This window comes from Burkholderia sp. JP2-270 (assembly GCF_003233675.1).
Lineage (GTDB): Bacteria > Pseudomonadota > Gammaproteobacteria > Burkholderiales > Burkholderiaceae > Burkholderia > Burkholderia pyrrocinia_C.
The window spans coordinates 178,332-194,072 of sequence record NZ_CP029824.1 but is presented as its reverse complement, the minus strand read 5'-3'; the positions used below and the strand labels follow the sequence as shown (position 1 = coordinate 194,072).

General features: G+C 66.9%; 14 protein-coding genes. 9 read left to right on the top strand and 5 right to left on the bottom strand.

The window, feature by feature from the left end:
* Window positions 1-42: 42 nt before the first annotated feature.
* From DM992_RS00850 to DM992_RS00835, 4 genes are all read left to right on the top strand, one after another.
* Entirely contained in the window at window positions 43-2,343 is a 2,301-nt protein-coding gene (locus tag DM992_RS00850) for an NADP-dependent malic enzyme (protein ID WP_111015330.1), read from the top strand.
* A 375-nt stretch (window positions 2,344-2,718) separates the two neighbouring features.
* Entirely contained in the window at window positions 2,719-3,150 is a 432-nt protein-coding gene (locus DM992_RS00845) for a ribonuclease (RefSeq protein ID WP_034182701.1), read from the top strand.
* A gap of 16 nt (window positions 3,151-3,166) precedes the next feature.
* On the top strand, window positions 3,167-3,730 hold the full coding sequence (locus tag DM992_RS00840) for a barstar family protein (RefSeq protein WP_111015329.1): 564 nt from the start codon (window positions 3,167-3,169) through the stop codon (window positions 3,728-3,730).
* Between the two features lie 278 nt (window positions 3,731-4,008).
* The gene (locus tag DM992_RS00835; RefSeq protein ID WP_239511300.1) at window positions 4,009-4,686 is read left to right on the top strand and encodes a hypothetical protein; all 678 of its coding nucleotides are present in this window, start codon (window positions 4,009-4,011) and stop codon (window positions 4,684-4,686) included.
* A 118-nt stretch (window positions 4,687-4,804) separates the two neighbouring features.
* Here DM992_RS00835 and DM992_RS00830 read toward each other — a convergent pair whose 3' ends face one another.
* The 3 genes from DM992_RS00830 to speE are packed head-to-tail and all read right to left on the bottom strand — an operon-like array spanning window position 4,805 to window position 6,915.
* Complete coding sequence (locus DM992_RS00830) at window positions 4,805-5,572, bottom strand: 16S rRNA (uracil(1498)-N(3))-methyltransferase (protein WP_111017756.1); 768 nt, start codon at window positions 5,570-5,572, stop codon at window positions 4,805-4,807.
* Between the two features lie 17 nt (window positions 5,573-5,589).
* The gene (locus tag DM992_RS00825) at window positions 5,590-6,006 is read right to left on the bottom strand and encodes a VOC family protein (RefSeq protein WP_111015328.1); all 417 of its coding nucleotides are present in this window, start codon (window positions 6,004-6,006) and stop codon (window positions 5,590-5,592) included.
* A gap of 51 nt (window positions 6,007-6,057) precedes the next feature.
* Window positions 6,058-6,915, bottom strand: coding sequence for a polyamine aminopropyltransferase (gene speE / locus DM992_RS00820; RefSeq protein ID WP_111015327.1), 858 nt, complete (start codon window positions 6,913-6,915; stop codon window positions 6,058-6,060).
* Between the two features lie 216 nt (window positions 6,916-7,131).
* On the opposite strand from speE, the gene tkt reads away from it, so the two are divergent.
* Window positions 7,132-9,204 (top strand): transketolase, encoded by a 2,073-nt coding sequence (gene tkt / locus DM992_RS00815; RefSeq protein WP_111015326.1) that lies wholly within the window; start codon window positions 7,132-7,134, stop codon window positions 9,202-9,204.
* Window positions 9,205-9,291: 87 nt separating this feature from the next.
* Entirely contained in the window at window positions 9,292-10,302 is a 1,011-nt protein-coding gene (gene gap / locus DM992_RS00810) for a type I glyceraldehyde-3-phosphate dehydrogenase (protein ID WP_010091320.1), read from the top strand.
* A 93-nt stretch (window positions 10,303-10,395) separates the two neighbouring features.
* On the opposite strand, the gene DM992_RS00805 is transcribed toward gap, so the two are convergent.
* Window positions 10,396-11,283, bottom strand: coding sequence for a LysR family transcriptional regulator (locus DM992_RS00805; RefSeq protein WP_111015325.1), 888 nt, complete (start codon window positions 11,281-11,283; stop codon window positions 10,396-10,398).
* Between the two features lie 144 nt (window positions 11,284-11,427).
* On the opposite strand from DM992_RS00805, the gene DM992_RS00800 reads away from it, so the two are divergent.
* Complete coding sequence (locus DM992_RS00800; RefSeq protein ID WP_111015324.1) at window positions 11,428-12,201, top strand: SDR family NAD(P)-dependent oxidoreductase; 774 nt, start codon at window positions 11,428-11,430, stop codon at window positions 12,199-12,201.
* 11 nt (window positions 12,202-12,212) lie between these two features.
* Window positions 12,213-13,271, top strand: coding sequence for an L-idonate 5-dehydrogenase (locus DM992_RS00795; protein ID WP_111015323.1), 1,059 nt, complete (start codon window positions 12,213-12,215; stop codon window positions 13,269-13,271).
* Between the two features lie 89 nt (window positions 13,272-13,360).
* On the opposite strand, the gene DM992_RS00790 is transcribed toward DM992_RS00795, so the two are convergent.
* A complete protein-coding gene (locus DM992_RS00790) occupies window positions 13,361-14,083 on the bottom strand; it encodes an FCD domain-containing protein (RefSeq protein ID WP_111015322.1) in 723 nt (240 codons plus the stop codon).
* 214 nt (window positions 14,084-14,297) lie between these two features.
* Between DM992_RS00790 and DM992_RS00785 the strand changes: the two genes are divergently transcribed.
* Window positions 14,298-15,620, top strand: a complete 1,323-nt coding sequence (locus DM992_RS00785) for a C4-dicarboxylate transporter DctA (protein ID WP_111015321.1) — start codon at window positions 14,298-14,300, stop codon at window positions 15,618-15,620.
* Window positions 15,621-15,741: the final 121 nt, after the last annotated feature.

Genomic DNA, 15,741 nt, shown 5'->3' with positions numbered 1-15,741 from the left:
ATGCCGTCGAACAGTTATTCTAATCCGCCCGTCACGAGACACATGTCCACCCAAGCCTCCTCCAAAGCCAAGCTCCGCGAAGCCGCGCTCGACTATCACGAATTCCCGACCCCCGGAAAGATCGCGATCGCCCCGACCAAGCAGATGATCAACCAGCGCGACCTTGCGCTCGCGTATTCGCCGGGCGTGGCGTATGCGTGCGAGGAGATCGTCGAGAACCCGCTCAACGCGGCGCGTTTCACCGCGCGCAGCAACCTGGTCGGCGTCGTCACGAACGGCACGGCGGTGCTCGGTCTCGGCAACATCGGCCCGCTCGCGTCGAAGCCGGTGATGGAAGGCAAGGCCGTGCTGTTCAAGAAGTTCGCCGGCATCGACGTGTTCGACATCGAGCTGAACGAGTCGGACCCGCACAAGCTCGTCGACGTGATCGCCGCGCTGGAGCCGACCTTCGGCGGGATCAACCTGGAAGACATCAAGGCGCCGGACTGCTTCATCGTCGAGCGCGAAGCGCGCAAGCGGATGAAGATCCCGGTGTTCCACGACGACCAGCACGGCACCGCGATCGTCGTGGCCGCGGCCGTCACGAACGGCCTGAAGGTCGTCGGCAAGGACATCAAGAAAGTGAAGCTCGTCGCGTCCGGCGCGGGCGCGGCCGCGCTTGCGTGCCTCGACCTGCTGGTCGACATCGGCCTGCCGATCGAGAACATCCTGGTGACCGACCTGGCCGGCGTGGTCTACAAGGGCCGCACCGAGCTGATGGACCCGGACAAGGAGCGCTTCGCACGCGAAACCGAAGCACGCACGCTGGCCGAAGTGATCGAAGGCGCGGACATCTTCCTCGGCCTGTCGGCCGCGGGCGTGCTGAAGCAGGAGATGGTGAAGGGCATGGCCGAGCGCCCGCTGATCCTCGCGCTCGCGAACCCGACGCCGGAAATCCTGCCGGAACTCGCGCTCGAAGTGCGCCCGGACGCGGTGCTGGCCACGGGCCGCACCGACTACCCGAACCAGGTCAACAACGTCCTGTGCTTCCCGTTCATCTTCCGCGGCGCGCTCGACGTCGGCGCGACGACGATCACGCGTGAAATGGAGATCGCAGCCGTCAATGCGATCGCCGAGCTCGCGCAGCAGGAACAGAGCGACATCGTCGCGACCGCGTACGGGATCCAGGACCTGTCGTTCGGCCCCGCATACCTGATTCCGAAGCCGTTCGACCCGCGCCTGATCGTGAAGATCGCACCGGCCGTCGCGCAGGCCGCGATGGACGGCGGCGTCGCGACGCGTCCGATCGAGGACATGGAGGCGTACCGCGTCCATCTGCAGCAGTTCGTGTATCACAGCGGCACGACGATGAAGCCGATCTTCCAGATCGCGCGCAGCGCGCCGGCGGAGAAGAAGCGCGTCGTGTTCGCGGAAGGCGAAGAAGAGCGCGTGTTGCGCGCCGTTCAGATCATCGTCGACGAAAAGCTCGCGACGCCGATCCTGATCGGCCGGCCGGCCGTGATCGAGCACCGTATCCAGCGCTACGGCCTGCGTCTGAACCCGGGCGTCGACTTCACTGTCGTCAACACCGAGCACGACGAGCGCTACCGCGACTTCTGGCAGACGTACCACAAGCTGATGGCGCGCAAGGGCATCAGCGAGCAGCTCGCGCGCGTCGAGATGCGCCGCCGCACGACGCTGATCGGCGCGATGCTGGTCAAGAAGGGCGAGGCGGACGGGATGATCTGCGGCACGATCAGCACGACGCACCGCCACCTGCACTTCATCGACCAGGTGATCGGCAAGCGCCCCGGCTGCAGCGTCTACGCGGCGATGAACGGCCTCGTGCTGCCGGGCCGCCAGATCTTCCTCGTCGATACGCACGTCAACGTCGATCCGACCCCGGCACAGCTTGCCGAGATCACGATCATGGCGGCTGAAGAAGTGCGCCGCTTCGGCATCGAGCCGAAAGTCGCGCTGCTGTCGCACTCGAATTTCGGCACGAGCAACGCGCCTTCGGCGCAGAAGATGCGCGATACGCTCGCGATCCTGCAGGAAACCGCGCCTGACCTGAAGGTCGACGGCGAGATGCACGGCGACGTCGCGCTCGACGCGGCGCTGCGCAAGGAAATCCTGCCGGAATCGACGCTGGAAGGCGACGCGAACCTGCTGATCCTGCCGAACATCGACGCCGCGAACATCGCGTACAACCTGCTGAAGACGGCTGCCGGCAACAACATCGCGATCGGGCCGATCCTGCTGGGTGCTGCCCAGCCGGTGCACGTGCTGACCGAATCGGCGACCGTTCGCCGCATCGTCAACATGGCGGCGCTGCTGGTCGCCGACGTGAACGCCGCGCGCTGAGCAAAACGAACGCGCCAGGCCGGTCGAATCGGCATGGCGCGTCGGGCGAAATTGTAAACAAACGCAAAAAGAGGCGTGCCCGCAATGGGCACGCCGCCGGGCAGGGCGCAAACGCGCTTCCCTCAAGCAACAGCAGCATCTCTCCACTCCAGCAGCGAGCGTGGCAAGGAGGCAGGGTCTTGCCATACGAAAGATGCCGCCCACATTTTATCTTATGAAAGATAAATGTAGTGTAAATTCGGTAAGAAATACGTACATCCACGCGTCGTCGAGCTTTCGATTCCCAAACGGACATTGATTCGCGCGGCCAATAACGCTACGCTAACGCCTTTGTTGGTCGTCAACTACTTGATTTAACAGCGGGAACCCTGGTTCATGGCACGCAAGTGGCTCCGCAACGGCGCGCTCGCGTCCGTCTTCGCGATGTTCGCGATGGGTATCGTCGGCACGCCGACGGGCAGTCTGGTTTCCGCCGCTTACGCACGGGAGGCCGTTTCGGCCGACGTGGCCGCCAGCGGGCTCGATACGATCCCGACCGCCCGTCTTCCGCGCGAGGCCGTGACCACGCTGGGCCTGATCGGCGCCGGCGGCCCCTATCCGTACGAGAAAGACGGCGTCGTGTTCGGCAACCGCGAGCGGATTTTGCCGAAGGCGAAGCGCGGCTACTACCATGAGTACACGGTGCCGACGCCGCGTGCCCGCAATCGCGGTGCGCGCCGGATCGTCTGTGGCGGGCCATTGCGCCGGATCGACAACTGTTATTACACGGGCGACCACTACAACAGTTTTAAACGTATTGTTGAATGACTTCGGGACGAATGGCATGAGCGACTCCATCTACGCGCACGACTCGGCGGCGGCGGAACTGTTCGCGGCCGGCGACGGCAATCTGTTTCAGCGCGTGATTCAACTGAACGCGGCGGCGCAGGCCGCCGGCGCGCCGGAGCAACAGGAAGCCGAGCCCGGGCTTTCATCGAACGAGGAGCCTATGAGCCTTTTCACGACCGTGCGACCCAATCTCGTGCAGTCGATCCGCGCGTTCCGCGTGCAGGATCTCGCCGACGAAGCCGGTCGGCTCGGCCAGCACTTCCTGTACGCGTATTGCGGCGCCGCGCAGTCGAAGCAGGAAGTGATGGAAACGATCGCGACGTCGTTCCTGTTCCCGAAGCATTTCGGGAAGAACTACGACGCGCTGTACGACTGCCTGACCGACCTCGTCGCGAAGGCCGGCGCGCAGCCCGGTTTCGTGATCGTCCTCGAAGGGCTGCCGATCGCGCAGAAATTCGACAAGGAAGGGCGCGAGACGCTGCTCGACGTGTTCCGCGAGGCGGCCGAGTTCTGGGCCGAGCGCAAGGTCGCGTTCCGCGTGTTCTACTCGTTCGCGTAAGGACGAATCGGCCCGCGGTTCTCCGCGGCCGGCACGGCGAAAAGCCCGCTTCGAGCGGGCTTTTTTGCGTGTGCGCGGCGCGTACAGGCCGGCGCGGCACGTCGTGCTCTGCCTCCACCTTTCATCGGGCACCTTTTTTCGAGACAATCTCGGTCGGCCTGGTTGCGGCAGCCGTCGCGAAGGGTGCGAATAACAAATCGTCGAGAGAGGGCTGTCTTCCCATGAATATTTGCCGTTCCGCACGCGCCGGCGCGCGTATCCCGTTTGCGCGTGCCGCCGTGCTGTCCCTGCTGGTTGCGGCGGGCGCCGCGCATGCCGCGCCGCTTACGCCCGAACGGACCGTCGACCTTTATATCGGCGCGTTCGTCAACGGCGACGCGTCGAAGGCCCGCGAGTTCAACGACGCGGTACGCCCGAGTTATGACGGGGAAGACGCGCTCAACGTCGGCGTCCTGTCGACGCTCGGCGAGTCGATGCGCAAGGACATGGCCGAAGGGATGCTGGCGCCGATGCCGCCGAAGGTGAGTGCCGCATTGCGTCCGTCGGTCGAGAGCATGGCCGCGGCGTATCAGCGCGCGGTCAATCGCTCGGAATGCAAGGCGACCGGGTCGTCGCAGCAACCGAACTCGGCCGTCGAGGGCCAGACGGTCGCGACGGTCGAATTCGCGTGCCGCGTCCCGGATGCCGGGCCTGGCGGGAAGGCGCTGGAGGCGAAGCTTGGCAACGGTCGCCTGAAGAATGACGCGGCACGGATTGCCGCGTTCAAGGCGATCTTCTCCGGCATGGCGCAGGTCTTGGACGCGGCGCCGGTGACGCGCCCCGTGACGGGCAAGATCGACCTCTACAGCCTGGACGGAGGCTGGGCAACCGGAAGCCCGCAAGACGTGCTGAGCCCGGTTCTCGATGCGTTGTCCGATTCGATGCCGCACGGATCGTCGAGCGACAGGCCGCGATAAGCCGCAGCGTGGAAACGCGCCGCATTCCTGCCGCGACGCCGGCCGCATAGCGCGCCGCGGCAGGGTGGCGTGCGGGCCGGGAAGTGTCGTGCCACCTCGCGGCGGCATGCCCATTTCGTCACCATCCGCCCCAGCGCGCTGCCAATGCCGCGAGCACGGCCGCGCCGGCCGTCTCGGTGCGCAGCACGCGGGGCCCAAGCGACAGCGCGGTGAAGCCGCGCGCGCGGGCCGCGTTTTCCTCGTCGGGCGACAGTCCGCCTTCGGGGCCGATCAGCAGCGTGACGGGCGCTCCGGGTGGCGTGTCGGGCAGCGACGCGAACGGGATGCTCGCGCGCGGCGACAGCAGCAGCCGCAGTTCGCCGCCGGCCGGTTCGGCCGGCAGCGCATCGAGCCACGCGTTGAAGCCGAGTACCGGTGCGACCTCGGGCAAGCGGTTGCGCCCGCACTGTTCGCACGACGCGCGCACGACGCCGCGCCAGTGCGCGACGCGCTTGTCCGCGCGTTCGCCGGAAAGCTTCACGACGCCGCGTGCGGTCGACAGCGGCACGATCGCCGCGACGCCGAGCTCGACGGCCTTCTCGATCACCCAGTCCATCTTGTCGCCGCCGGCGATCCCTTGCGCGAGCGTCACGCGATAGGGCGGCTCGGCCTCGGCCGGTTCGAACGCATCGATCTGCGCGAGCGCGCTGCGCTTGTCGATCTCGACGAGCCGCGCGCGGTATTGGCCGCCCGTGCCGTCGAACAGCGCGAGCACGTCGCCGGGCTGCAGGCGCAGCACCTGAGCGTGGCGCGCGACGTCGGCCGGCAGCGCGAGCGTGGCGTCGGTATGCAGTGCCGCGTCGACGAAAAAGCGCGGCACGGCCGCGGTGGTGGTGGCTTCGTTCATGCGTGTGACGGTTTCGCTCATGCGTCGAGATGGCGCGCGAGCGCCCAGCGGTAGCCGTCGAGATCCTCGATCTGCGCGAACCGATCGCCCCAGAACTGGTCCTGCGGCGCGCTCAGCGATTTCGCGCCCGCGTCCAGCGCGCGCTGCCAGGTTGCGTCGACATCGTCGACATACAGATAGAACGACTGCGGCGCGGTGGCGTGCGCGCTTTTCGGCGTGAGCGCGATCGAGCCGAATGCGCCTTCGGGTGCGAACATCACGATCAGCCGGCCGTGATAGGCCATCTCGACGTGCATGATCGCGCCGTCCTCGTCGTGCACGTCGCGCAGCTCGAAGCCGAATGCGGCCTTGAAGAAATCGATGGCCGCGCGCGCGTTGCGTACGGCCAGGTATGGCGTCAACCAAGGCACGTTGGCCGGACGTGGATCGGTCATCGGTAGTTCTCCTGCGTGGGGGAAAGCGGAACGGCTCGGTTGCCCGGACGCTCAGCGGCGAGCGCCCAGTGTATCGCGCAGCGCGTGCGGCAGGGCAAAGAGGGACGCATGCAGCCGCGCGTCGTAGTAGCGCAAGCCCTGGACGTGGCGCGCGGCGAGCCGTTCGTCGACGTCGTGCGCGAACAGCGCGGCCGCATCGAGCGTGTCGCTCGCGATCGCCATCAGCCACTGCGAACCGTACAGCGGCACGTGCGCGGACAGCGGATCGACGACCGCGAAGCTCGCGCGCAGGTCGTCGAGCAGCGCGGCGATGCGCGCGGCGTGGAACACCGGCGAGCCGAGATGCATCGAGATCGCGCCGCACGGCGTGAGGATCCGCTTGAGCCGCGCGTAGAACGCGCGCGTATAGAGGCCGGCCGCCGGCGAATCGGGCGGCGTGAGGTCGAACACGACGAGATCGAAATGCTCGATGGTCGACTCGACGAAATGCGCGGCGTCGCCGATCACGACCTCGACGCGCGGGTCGTCGAGCGCGCCCTGGTGCACGTCGTCGAGATAACGGCGCGCCATCCCGACCACCTCGTCGTCGAGCTCGGCGATCACGATCCGCTCGATGCATGCGTGCTTGAGCAACTGGCGCGCCGCGCCGCCGTCGCCGCCGCCGAGCACGAGCGCCTTTCTCGGCGACGGATGCGCGAGCGCGGCCGGGTGCGTCATGCACTCGTGATAGACGTATTCGTCGCCGACCGACGTCATCGGCCGGCCGTCCAGCGTGAACAGACGGCCGAGCTGCGGGGTTTCCCAGACTTCGATCTGCTGGTGCAGGGACGCGACGCGCGCGAGCCGCCGAGCATTCGGGAAGCCGTAGGTGGCATCGGGCGTGGGGTGGAAGAGTAGCGTGGTGCTCACGGGCGGGCCGCTAGGGGCAGTCGGTTCTGACGTCTGAATTATAGGAGGCGCGCGGTTTGGCGGAAAACCGTGCCGGAACACCGCGCGTCGACAAGGGAAATGTCGGCCCATCTGTTAAAATGACGAGCTTTGCAGCCCCGTCCGTAGGCTCCGTCCGCTTCGCGTCCGTCAGGCGCCGCACCGCGCGCCGGGAACGATTGACGCTCGAGCTTCCGGATGCCGCCGTGCCCCCGTTTCCTCGACTCGTTCTCCGGACTCGACATGACGACTTCGTCTCCCGCCTCTACCACCCTGATGGCCAACGCGATCCGTGCGCTCGCGATGGACGCCGTCCAGCAAGCGAACTCCGGCCACCCCGGCATGCCGATGGGCATGGCCGAAATCGGCGTCGCGCTCTGGTCGCGCCATCTGAAGCACAACCCGACGAACCCGCACTGGGCAGACCGCGACCGCTTCGTGCTGTCGAACGGCCATGGCTCGATGCTGCTGTACTCGCTGCTGCACCTGACCGGCTACGACCTGCCGATCGAAGAGCTGAAGAACTTCCGCCAGCTTCACTCGAAGACGCCGGGCCACCCGGAATACGGGATCACGCCGGGTGTCGAGACGACCACCGGCCCGCTCGGCCAGGGTCTCGCGAACGCGGTCGGCATGGCGCTCGGCGAAGCGCTGATGGCCGACGAGTTCAACCGCGACGGCGCGAAGATCGTCGATCACCACACGTACGTGTTCCTCGGCGACGGCTGCCTGATGGAAGGCATCTCGCACGAAGCCTGCTCGCTCGCGGGCACGCTGAAGCTGAACAAGCTGATCGCGCTGTACGACGACAACGGCATCTCGATCGACGGCGATGTCGTGAACTGGTTCCACGACGACACGCCGAAGCGCTTCGAAGCGTACGGCTGGAACGTGATCCCGAACGTGAACGGCCATGACGTCGACGCGGTCGACGCGGCAATCGCGAAGGCGAAGCTGTCGGACAAGCCGACGCTGATCTGCTGCAAGACGGTGATCGGCAAGGGTGCGGCGACCAAGGCCGGCGGCCACGACGTGCACGGCGCCGCGCTCGGCGCGGAAGAAATCGCGAAGACGCGCGAAGCGCTCGGCTGGAAGTGGGAGCCGTTCGTGATTCCGCAGGAAGTCTATGCGGCATGGGATGCGAAGGAAGCCGGCAAGCGCGCCGAGGCCGACTGGGGCGCGACGTTCGCGCAATATCGCGCGAAGTTCCCGGCAGAAGCCGCCGAATTCGAGCGCCGGATGGCTAACCAGCTGCCGGCCGACTGGGCCCAGAAGGCCGCGGCGATCATCGCCGGCGCGAACGAGCGCGCCGAGACGGTCGCGACCCGCAAGGCGTCGCAGCAGGCGATCGAAGGTCTGGCCGCCGCGCTGCCCGAACTGCTCGGCGGCTCGGCCGACCTGACCGGCTCGAACCTGACCAACTGGAAGGCATCGAAGGCGGTTCGCGCGAATCCGGAAGGCGCGGGCGTCGTGCTGGGCAACCACATCAACTACGGCGTGCGCGAATTCGGCATGAGCGCCGCGATCAACGGCCTCGCGCTGCACGGCGGCCACAAGCCGTTCGGCGGCACGTTCCTGACGTTCTCCGACTACAGCCGCAACGCGCTGCGCGTGGCCGCGCTGATGAAGGTGCCGTCGATCTTCGTGTTCACGCACGATTCGATCGGCCTCGGCGAAGACGGCCCGACGCACCAGTCGATCGAGCATGTGTCGAGCCTGCGCCTGATCCCGAACCACGACGTGTGGCGTCCGGCCGACACGGTCGAGACGGCCGTTGCCTGGACGCACGCGGTTGCCGCGGATCGTCCGTCGAGCCTGATCTTCAGCCGCCAGAACCTCGCGTTCAACCCGCGTACCGACGCGCAGATCGCCAACATCGAGAAGGGCGGTTACGTGCTGAAGGACTGGGACGAAGAAATCGTCGCGCGCAAGATCATCCTGATCGCGACGGGTTCGGAAGTCGAGCTCGCGATGAAGGCCGTCGAGCCGCTCGCGCAGCAGGGCATCGCGGCGCGCGTCGTGTCGATGCCGTCGACCAACGTGTTCGACCGCCAGGACGCCGAATACCGCGAACGCGTGCTGCCGCACGGCGTGCGCCGCGTCGCGATCGAAGCCGGCGTGACGGCCTTCTGGCACAAGTACGTCGGCCTCGAAGGCGGCGTCGTCGGGATCGACACGTTCGGCGAATCGGCGCCGGCCGGCGTGCTGTTCAAGTACTTCGGCTTCACCGTCGACAAGGTCGTCGAGACGGCCAAGGCCGTGCTGGCCTAAAAGCATTCGCGACGCGCGCCACCCGTTGCGCGCGTCGCACCGTGAAGCTGCACGAAACGAATTTTTTCAGCCATCAGGAGATAGACCATGACGATTCGCGTCGCAATCAACGGCTACGGCCGTATCGGCCGCAACACGCTGCGCGCGTTTTATGAAAACGGCAAGAAGCACGATCTCGAGATCGTCGCAATCAACGACCTGGGCGATGCGAAGACCAACGCGCACCTGACCCAGTACGACACCGCGCACGGCAAGTTCCCGGGCGAAGTGTCGGTCGACGGCGACTACCTCGTCGTGAACGGCGACAAGATCCGCGTGCTGGCGAACCGCAACCCGGCCGAACTGCCGTGGGGCGAGCTCGGCGTCGACGTCGTGATGGAATGCACGGGCTTCTTCACGACCAAGGAAAAGGCGAGCGCGCACCTGAAGGGTGGCGCGAAGAAGGTGATCATCTCGGCGCCGGGCGGCAAGGACGTGGATGCGACGATCGTCTACGGCGTGAATCACAACGTGCTGAAGGCCGAGCACACGGTCATCTCGAACGCATCGTGCACGACGAACTGCCTCGCGCCGCTCGTCAAGCCGCTGAACGACAAGATCGGCCTCGAAACCGGCCTGATGACGACGATCCACGCGTACACGAACGACCAGGTGCTGACGGACGTCTATCACGAAGACCTGCGTCGCGCGCGTTCGGCCACGCACAGCCAGATCCCGACGAAGACGGGCGCTGCTTCGGCCGTCGGCCTCGTGCTGCCGGAACTGAACGGCAAGCTCGACGGTTACGCGATCCGCGTCCCGACGATCAACGTGTCGATCGTCGACCTGTCGTTCATCGCGAAGCGCGACACGACGGTCGAGGAAGTCAACGCGATCATGAAGGAAGCATCGGAAGGCGCGCTGAAGGGCATCCTCGGCTACAACGACGCACCGCTGGTGTCGATCGACTTCAACCACAACCCGGCTTCGTCGACGTTCGACGCGACGCTGACCAAGGTGTCGGGCCGTCTCGTCAAGGTGTCGAGCTGGTACGACAACGAGTGGGGTTTCTCGAACCGCATGCTGGATACGGCTGTCGCGTTCGCGAACGCGAAGTAATCCCGCACGTTGCGCGGCCGCGGCAACGCGGCACGCGCGGCGAACGAGCCCGGCCCGGTTTTCCGGCCGGGCTTTTTTGTTGCCCCGACTGCGTCATCGCCTGTCCGCCGTCACCTGCTCGAGCGCGTCGACGAACGCACGCTTCAGCGGGCTGTCGAGGTCGGTCCACGCGAGGCCGATTCCGGTGCGGTAGCCGGCCAGGTCGAGCGGCCGCGCGAGCACGTTCGGCGGCAGCGCGCTGGCGGCCTCCGCCGGGATCAGCCCGATGCCCATCCCCGCCGCGACGAGCGCAAGCATCGTCGTGAATTCCCCGAACTCCTGCGCGAATTCGAGCGTCGTGCCCGCGCGGCTCAGCGCGAGCAGCATGTCGTCGTGAAAGCCGGGCGCGTAGCGGCGCGCGAGCACGAACGCGGGCTGGCCGCGCAGCGCGGTCGGTGGGATCGTGTCGTGCGCGGCGAGCGGATGGTCGAGCGGCAGCGCGACGACGAAGCCTTCTTCCAGCACCACGCGCGTGTCGATGCCCGCATATGCGGCCGGCAGCCGGATCATCCCGAAATCGATCCGCCGGTCGCGCAGCGCGGCGATCTGGTCGGGCGTCGGCATGTCCTTCAGTTCGAGCGCGATCAGCGGATAACGCTCGCGCATCGTGCGCAGCACGGCCGGCAGCAGAGCGGGCAGCACCGACGACACGAACGCGATCCGCAGCGTGCCGATCTCGCCGCGGCTCGACAGCCGCGCCATCTGTTCCGCGCGCGCGGCCTGCTGCAGCGTCGCGCGCGCTTCCGGCAGGAACACGCGCCCCGTGTCGCTCAGTTCGACCTTGTGGCGGTCGCGCTCGAACAGCCGCGCGCCGAGTTCTTCCTCGAGCGCCTTGATCTGCATGCTCAGCGCGGGCTGTACGATGAACAGGCGCTGCGCGGCGCGCCCGAAATGCAGCTCTTCCGCGAGCGTGACGAAGGCGCGCAATTGCTTGAGTTCCATGGGCGGGAGAGCGCGGTAATCAGATTTCATGATAACCGGATCAAAAAAGACCATTGGCGCGGCATCGGGCCGGCAGCCGAAGATACCGTCAACGCGAGACCGGCCGCGACGGGCAGCCGGCTCCACCGGCACGAGGAGACATGCATGACCAACGCACTTGAACGGTTCCGTCTCGACGGCCGCCGCGCACTGATCACGGGTTCCGGACGCGGGATCGGGCTGACGCTCGCCCGCGGGCTAGCGGAAGCCGGCGCGGCGATCGTCATCAACGATCGTAATGAAGAGAAGGCCGCGACGCTCGCGCGCCATTTGCGCGACGAAGGCTTTGCGGCCGACCACGCGGTGTTCGACGTCGCCGAGCATGCGCAGGTGCGCGCGGCGATCGACGACTTCGAGGCGCGCGTCGGCGCGATCGACATCCTCGTGAACAACGCGGGCATCCAGCGCCGCGCGCCGCTCGACGCATTCGAGCCCGACGACTGGCATGCGCTGATGCGCGTGAATCTCGACGGCGTGTTCAACGTCGCGCAAGCCGTTGCGCGTCACATGATCGCGCGCGGCCGCGGCAAGATCATCAACATCTGCTCGGTGCAGAGCGAACTCGCGCGGCCGACGATCGCGCCGTACGCGGCGTCGAAGGGCGCGGTGCGGATGCTGACGAAAGGGATGTGCGCCGACTGGGCGCGCCACGGCATCCAGGCGAACGGCCTCGCGCCCGGCTATTTCGAAACGGAGCTGAATCGCGCGCTGGTCGACGACGCGGCGTTCTCGGACTGGCTGTGCAAGCGCACGCCGGCCGGCCGCTGGGGGCGTGTCGATGAGCTGTGCGGCGCGGCGATTTTCCTTGCGTCGGCCGCATCCGATTTCGTCAACGGCCAGACGCTGTTCGTCGACGGCGGCTTGACCAGCGCCGTATAGGGAGGAAGGTCATGCGGATGCGTTGCATGTGTGTCGTGATCCACGGGCCGAACGACCTGCGGGTCGAGGAACAGGATGCGGGCGAGATCGGCCCGGGCCAGGTGCGCGTTGATGTCGCGATGGGCGGCATCTGCGGGTCCGACCTGCATTATTTCCGGCACGGCGGGTTCGGTGCGATCCGGCTGCAGCAGCCGATGGTGCTCGGCCACGAGGTTGCCGGCACGGTCGCGGCGGTCGCGCCGGACGTGACGTCGGTGAAGGTCGGCGATCGCGTCGCGGTCAATCCGAGCCGGCCGTGCGGGGCGTGCCGCTACTGCCTCGAAGGCTTGCCGAACCAGTGTCTGGATATGCGCTTCTACGGCAGTGCGATGCGGATGCCGCACGTGCAGGGTGCGTTTCGCAACGCGCTCGTGTGCGACGCGGCGCAGTGCGTGAAGGTCGCCGATCACGTGCCGCTGTCGCTCGCGGCGCTCGCCGAGCCGTTCGCGGTCGGGCTGCATGCGGTGTCGCGCGCGGGCCCGCTGATCGGCAAGCGCGTGCTCGTGTCGGGCTGCGGGCCGATCGGCGTGCTGGCGGTCGCGGCGGCGCGCGTGCACGGTGCGGCGGAGATCGTCGCGACCGATGTCGTCGAGGCGCCGCTGGAAGTGGCCCGCGCGCTCGGCGCCGACCGTACGATCAATGCGGCGGCCGATGCCGGATGGGTCGCGCGCTACGGCGCCGACAAGGGCACGTTCGACGTGATGATCGAGTGTTCGGGCAATGCGCGCGCGTTGCGCGACGGGCTGGACGTGATGCGTCCGCGCGGGGTCGTCGTGCAGCTCGGGCTCGGCGGCGATGTCAGCCTGCCGCAGAACGTCGTGGTCGCGAAGGAGTTGTCGATTTGCGGATCGTTCCGCTTCCATGCGGAGTTCGCGCTCGCGGTGCAACTGATCAACGCGGCGCGCGTCGACCTGCGGCCGGCCATCACGCGCGTGTTCCCGATGCGCGACGCGAACCTCGCGTTCGAACTGGCCGGCGACCGGCAGCGCGCGATGAAGGTGCTGATCGATTTCGCGGGCGAGGCCGCGTGATCGTCCGGCGGCAGCGCGTGCTTTTTTCGTGATCGACGCGAATCCGGTCGCAGCGGTGTGATGCTCGTGCGGCGCGCGCCGCACGGCCGTCAGGCGCCCGGCGTCGGGAAGAAGATGCCCGCGCGCTGCGCGGCGTTCGCGATGTGCGTTTCGATCGCGCTGCCCGCGGCGGCCGCATCGCGCGCGATCAGCGCATCGACGATCGCGCGATGCTCGTGCCACGTCGACAGCAGCAGCTCGCGCCGGTAGAACGGCATGCGCTGGCTTTCCTTCATGATGTCCGCGCTGCTGCGCAGGATCGATTCGATCGCCGCGTTGCCGGCGAGATGGATGATCCGCATATGGAAGTCGAAGTCGAGCTGCGACGCCTCGTCGAGCGCGCTTTCGGTCAGCGCGACGCGCAGGTCGGCGAGATTATCCTCGAACCACGCGATGTCATCGTCGCTGACCACGCGCGCGGCCATCCGCGCGGCGAACCCTTCGAGCGCGTAGCGCATCTGGTAGGTATCGGGCGGCGACGACTGCTCGGCAAACTGCCAGGCTTGCGCGGCCGTTGCCTGCGCGCTTTCGACGTATACGCCCTTGCCCGCGCGGATGCGCAGCATCCCGAGCGCCTCGAGCGTCGACAGCGCCTCGCGCAGCGACGCACGGCTGATCTCCAGCTCCTCGGAGAGCTGACGCTGGGCCGGCAGCAGGCTGCCGACCGGATAAACGCCTGCCTCGATCCGGTCGCGGATCGTCGCGATGGCGGCGTCGGTCACGGTATGCGGAACATTTTTCATGATGTGAGCGATGGCCGGTCTGACCGGCATTGTAATCCGCACGGGCGCAGTGCACGACCGCACTACGGGAAAGCCACGATCAGGCCCGCTTTCGGGCCCCGCCGGACGCATGCGAAGGGGAAGGGAAATCCCTATTTTGTCCGTCCTTGACGTCACTATATCGGCTTCCTACTATCCACCATAACATCACTGGTCTTACCAGTATGAACAGACGAAACTGCAACCGTTGGATCGGGAGAGCGCCGTGTCGAAATTCCTCAATTCGCTGTTTGGCCGGGTAGTCGTCGCATTGATCCTGGGGGTCGCGCTCGGCGCGTTCTTCCCGCATTTCGCCGAGTCGCTGCGACCGCTCGGCGACGGCTTCCTGAAGCTCATCAAGATGGTCATCGGCCCGATCGTGTTCTGCGTCGTGGTCAGCGGGATGGCCAACGCGGGCGACCTGAAGAAGGTCGGCCGGGTCGGCCTGAAGGCCGTCATCTACTTCGAGATCATGACGACGCTCGCGCTCGGCATCGGGCTCGTGCTCGCGTGGGTCACGCGCCCGGGCGTCGGGATGAACATCGACCTGCATTCGCTCGACGCGTCGTCGCTCGCGTCGTACGCGAAGAACGCCGAAAGCCTGAAGGACACCGCCGGCTACCTGATGAAGATCATCCCCGACACCGCGATCGACGCGTTCGCGAAGGGCGACATCCTGCAGATCCTCGTGTTCGCGGTGCTGTTCGGCTCCGCGCTGTCGCTGCTCGGCGACAACGCGCAGCGCGTCAACTCGCTGATCGAGGAACTGTCGCACGTGTTCTTCCGGATCATCGGCTTCATCATCAAGCTCGCGCCGCTCGGCGTGCTCGGCGCGATCGCGTTCACGACCGGCAAGTACGGCGTCGCGTCGCTCAAGCAGCTCGGCTACCTGGTCGCGGTGTTCTACCTGAGCTGCTTCGTGTTCGTCACGGTCGTGCTCGGCATCGTGATGCGGCTCGCGGGCTTCTCGGTGTTCAAGCTGATCCGCTACCTGCGCGAGGAACTGTCGATCGTGCTCGGCACGGCGTCGTCGGATGCGGTGCTGCCGCAGGTGATGCGCAAGCTCGAATACATGGGCGTCAAGGATTCGACGGTCGGCCTCGTGATCCCGACCGGCTATTCGTTCAACCTCGACGGCTTCTCGATCTACCTGACGCTCGCCGTGCTGTTCATCGCGCAGGCCACCAACACGCCGCTGTCGACGCATGACCTGATCGTCGTGCTGCTCGTGTCGCTCGTCACGTCGAAGGGCGCGCACGGGATTCCCGGTTCGGCGATCGTGATCCTCGCGGCGACGCTGTCGGCGATCCCGGCGATTCCGGTGCTCGGCCTCGTGCTGATCCTGCCGGTCGACTGGTTCGTCGGCATCGCCCGCGCGCTGACCAACCTGATCGGCAACTGCGTCGCGACGGTCGTCGTCGCGGTGTGGGAGAACGATATCGACAAGGTCCGCGCGAAGCGCGTGCTGAACCGCGAGCTGCGCTACGTGCCGGCCGAAGAGGAAGGCCGCGCGGCGCCGGTCGCCGGCGACCAGGCCCACGCGCTCTGAGCGCGGCTTGTCGCGCGGGGCGGCTTTGCCCCCGGTCGTCCCGCGCGATCGAATTACATGCGGCCGGCGCCTCGATGCGCCGGAACTCAATCAGAAATTGCTTTGCACGGGACGGGAGCAG

Bases quoted from the DNA above. Each gene is read 5' to 3' on its own strand.
- DM992_RS00850 (WP_111015330.1), top strand. From the start codon at position 43: ATGTCCACCCAAGCCTCCTCCAAAGCCAAGCTCCGCGAAGCCGCGCTC.
- DM992_RS00845 (WP_034182701.1), top strand. From the start codon at position 2,719: ATGGCACGCAAGTGGCTCCGCAACGGCGCGCTCGCGTCCGTCTTCGCG.
- DM992_RS00840 (WP_111015329.1), top strand. From the start codon at position 3,167: ATGAGCGACTCCATCTACGCGCACGACTCGGCGGCGGCGGAACTGTTC.
- DM992_RS00830 (WP_111017756.1), bottom strand. From the start codon at position 5,572: ATGAACGAAGCCACCACCACCGCGGCCGTGCCGCGCTTTTTCGTCGAC.
- DM992_RS00825 (WP_111015328.1), bottom strand. From the start codon at position 6,006: ATGACCGATCCACGTCCGGCCAACGTGCCTTGGTTGACGCCATACCTG.
- tkt (WP_111015326.1), top strand. From the start codon at position 7,132: ATGCCGCCGTGCCCCCGTTTCCTCGACTCGTTCTCCGGACTCGACATG.
- gap (WP_010091320.1), top strand. From the start codon at position 9,292: ATGACGATTCGCGTCGCAATCAACGGCTACGGCCGTATCGGCCGCAAC.
- DM992_RS00805 (WP_111015325.1), bottom strand. From the start codon at position 11,283: ATGGAACTCAAGCAATTGCGCGCCTTCGTCACGCTCGCGGAAGAGCTG.
- DM992_RS00800 (WP_111015324.1), top strand. From the start codon at position 11,428: ATGACCAACGCACTTGAACGGTTCCGTCTCGACGGCCGCCGCGCACTG.
- DM992_RS00795 (WP_111015323.1), top strand. From the start codon at position 12,213: ATGCGGATGCGTTGCATGTGTGTCGTGATCCACGGGCCGAACGACCTG.
- DM992_RS00790 (WP_111015322.1), bottom strand. From the start codon at position 14,083: ATGCCGGTCAGACCGGCCATCGCTCACATCATGAAAAATGTTCCGCAT.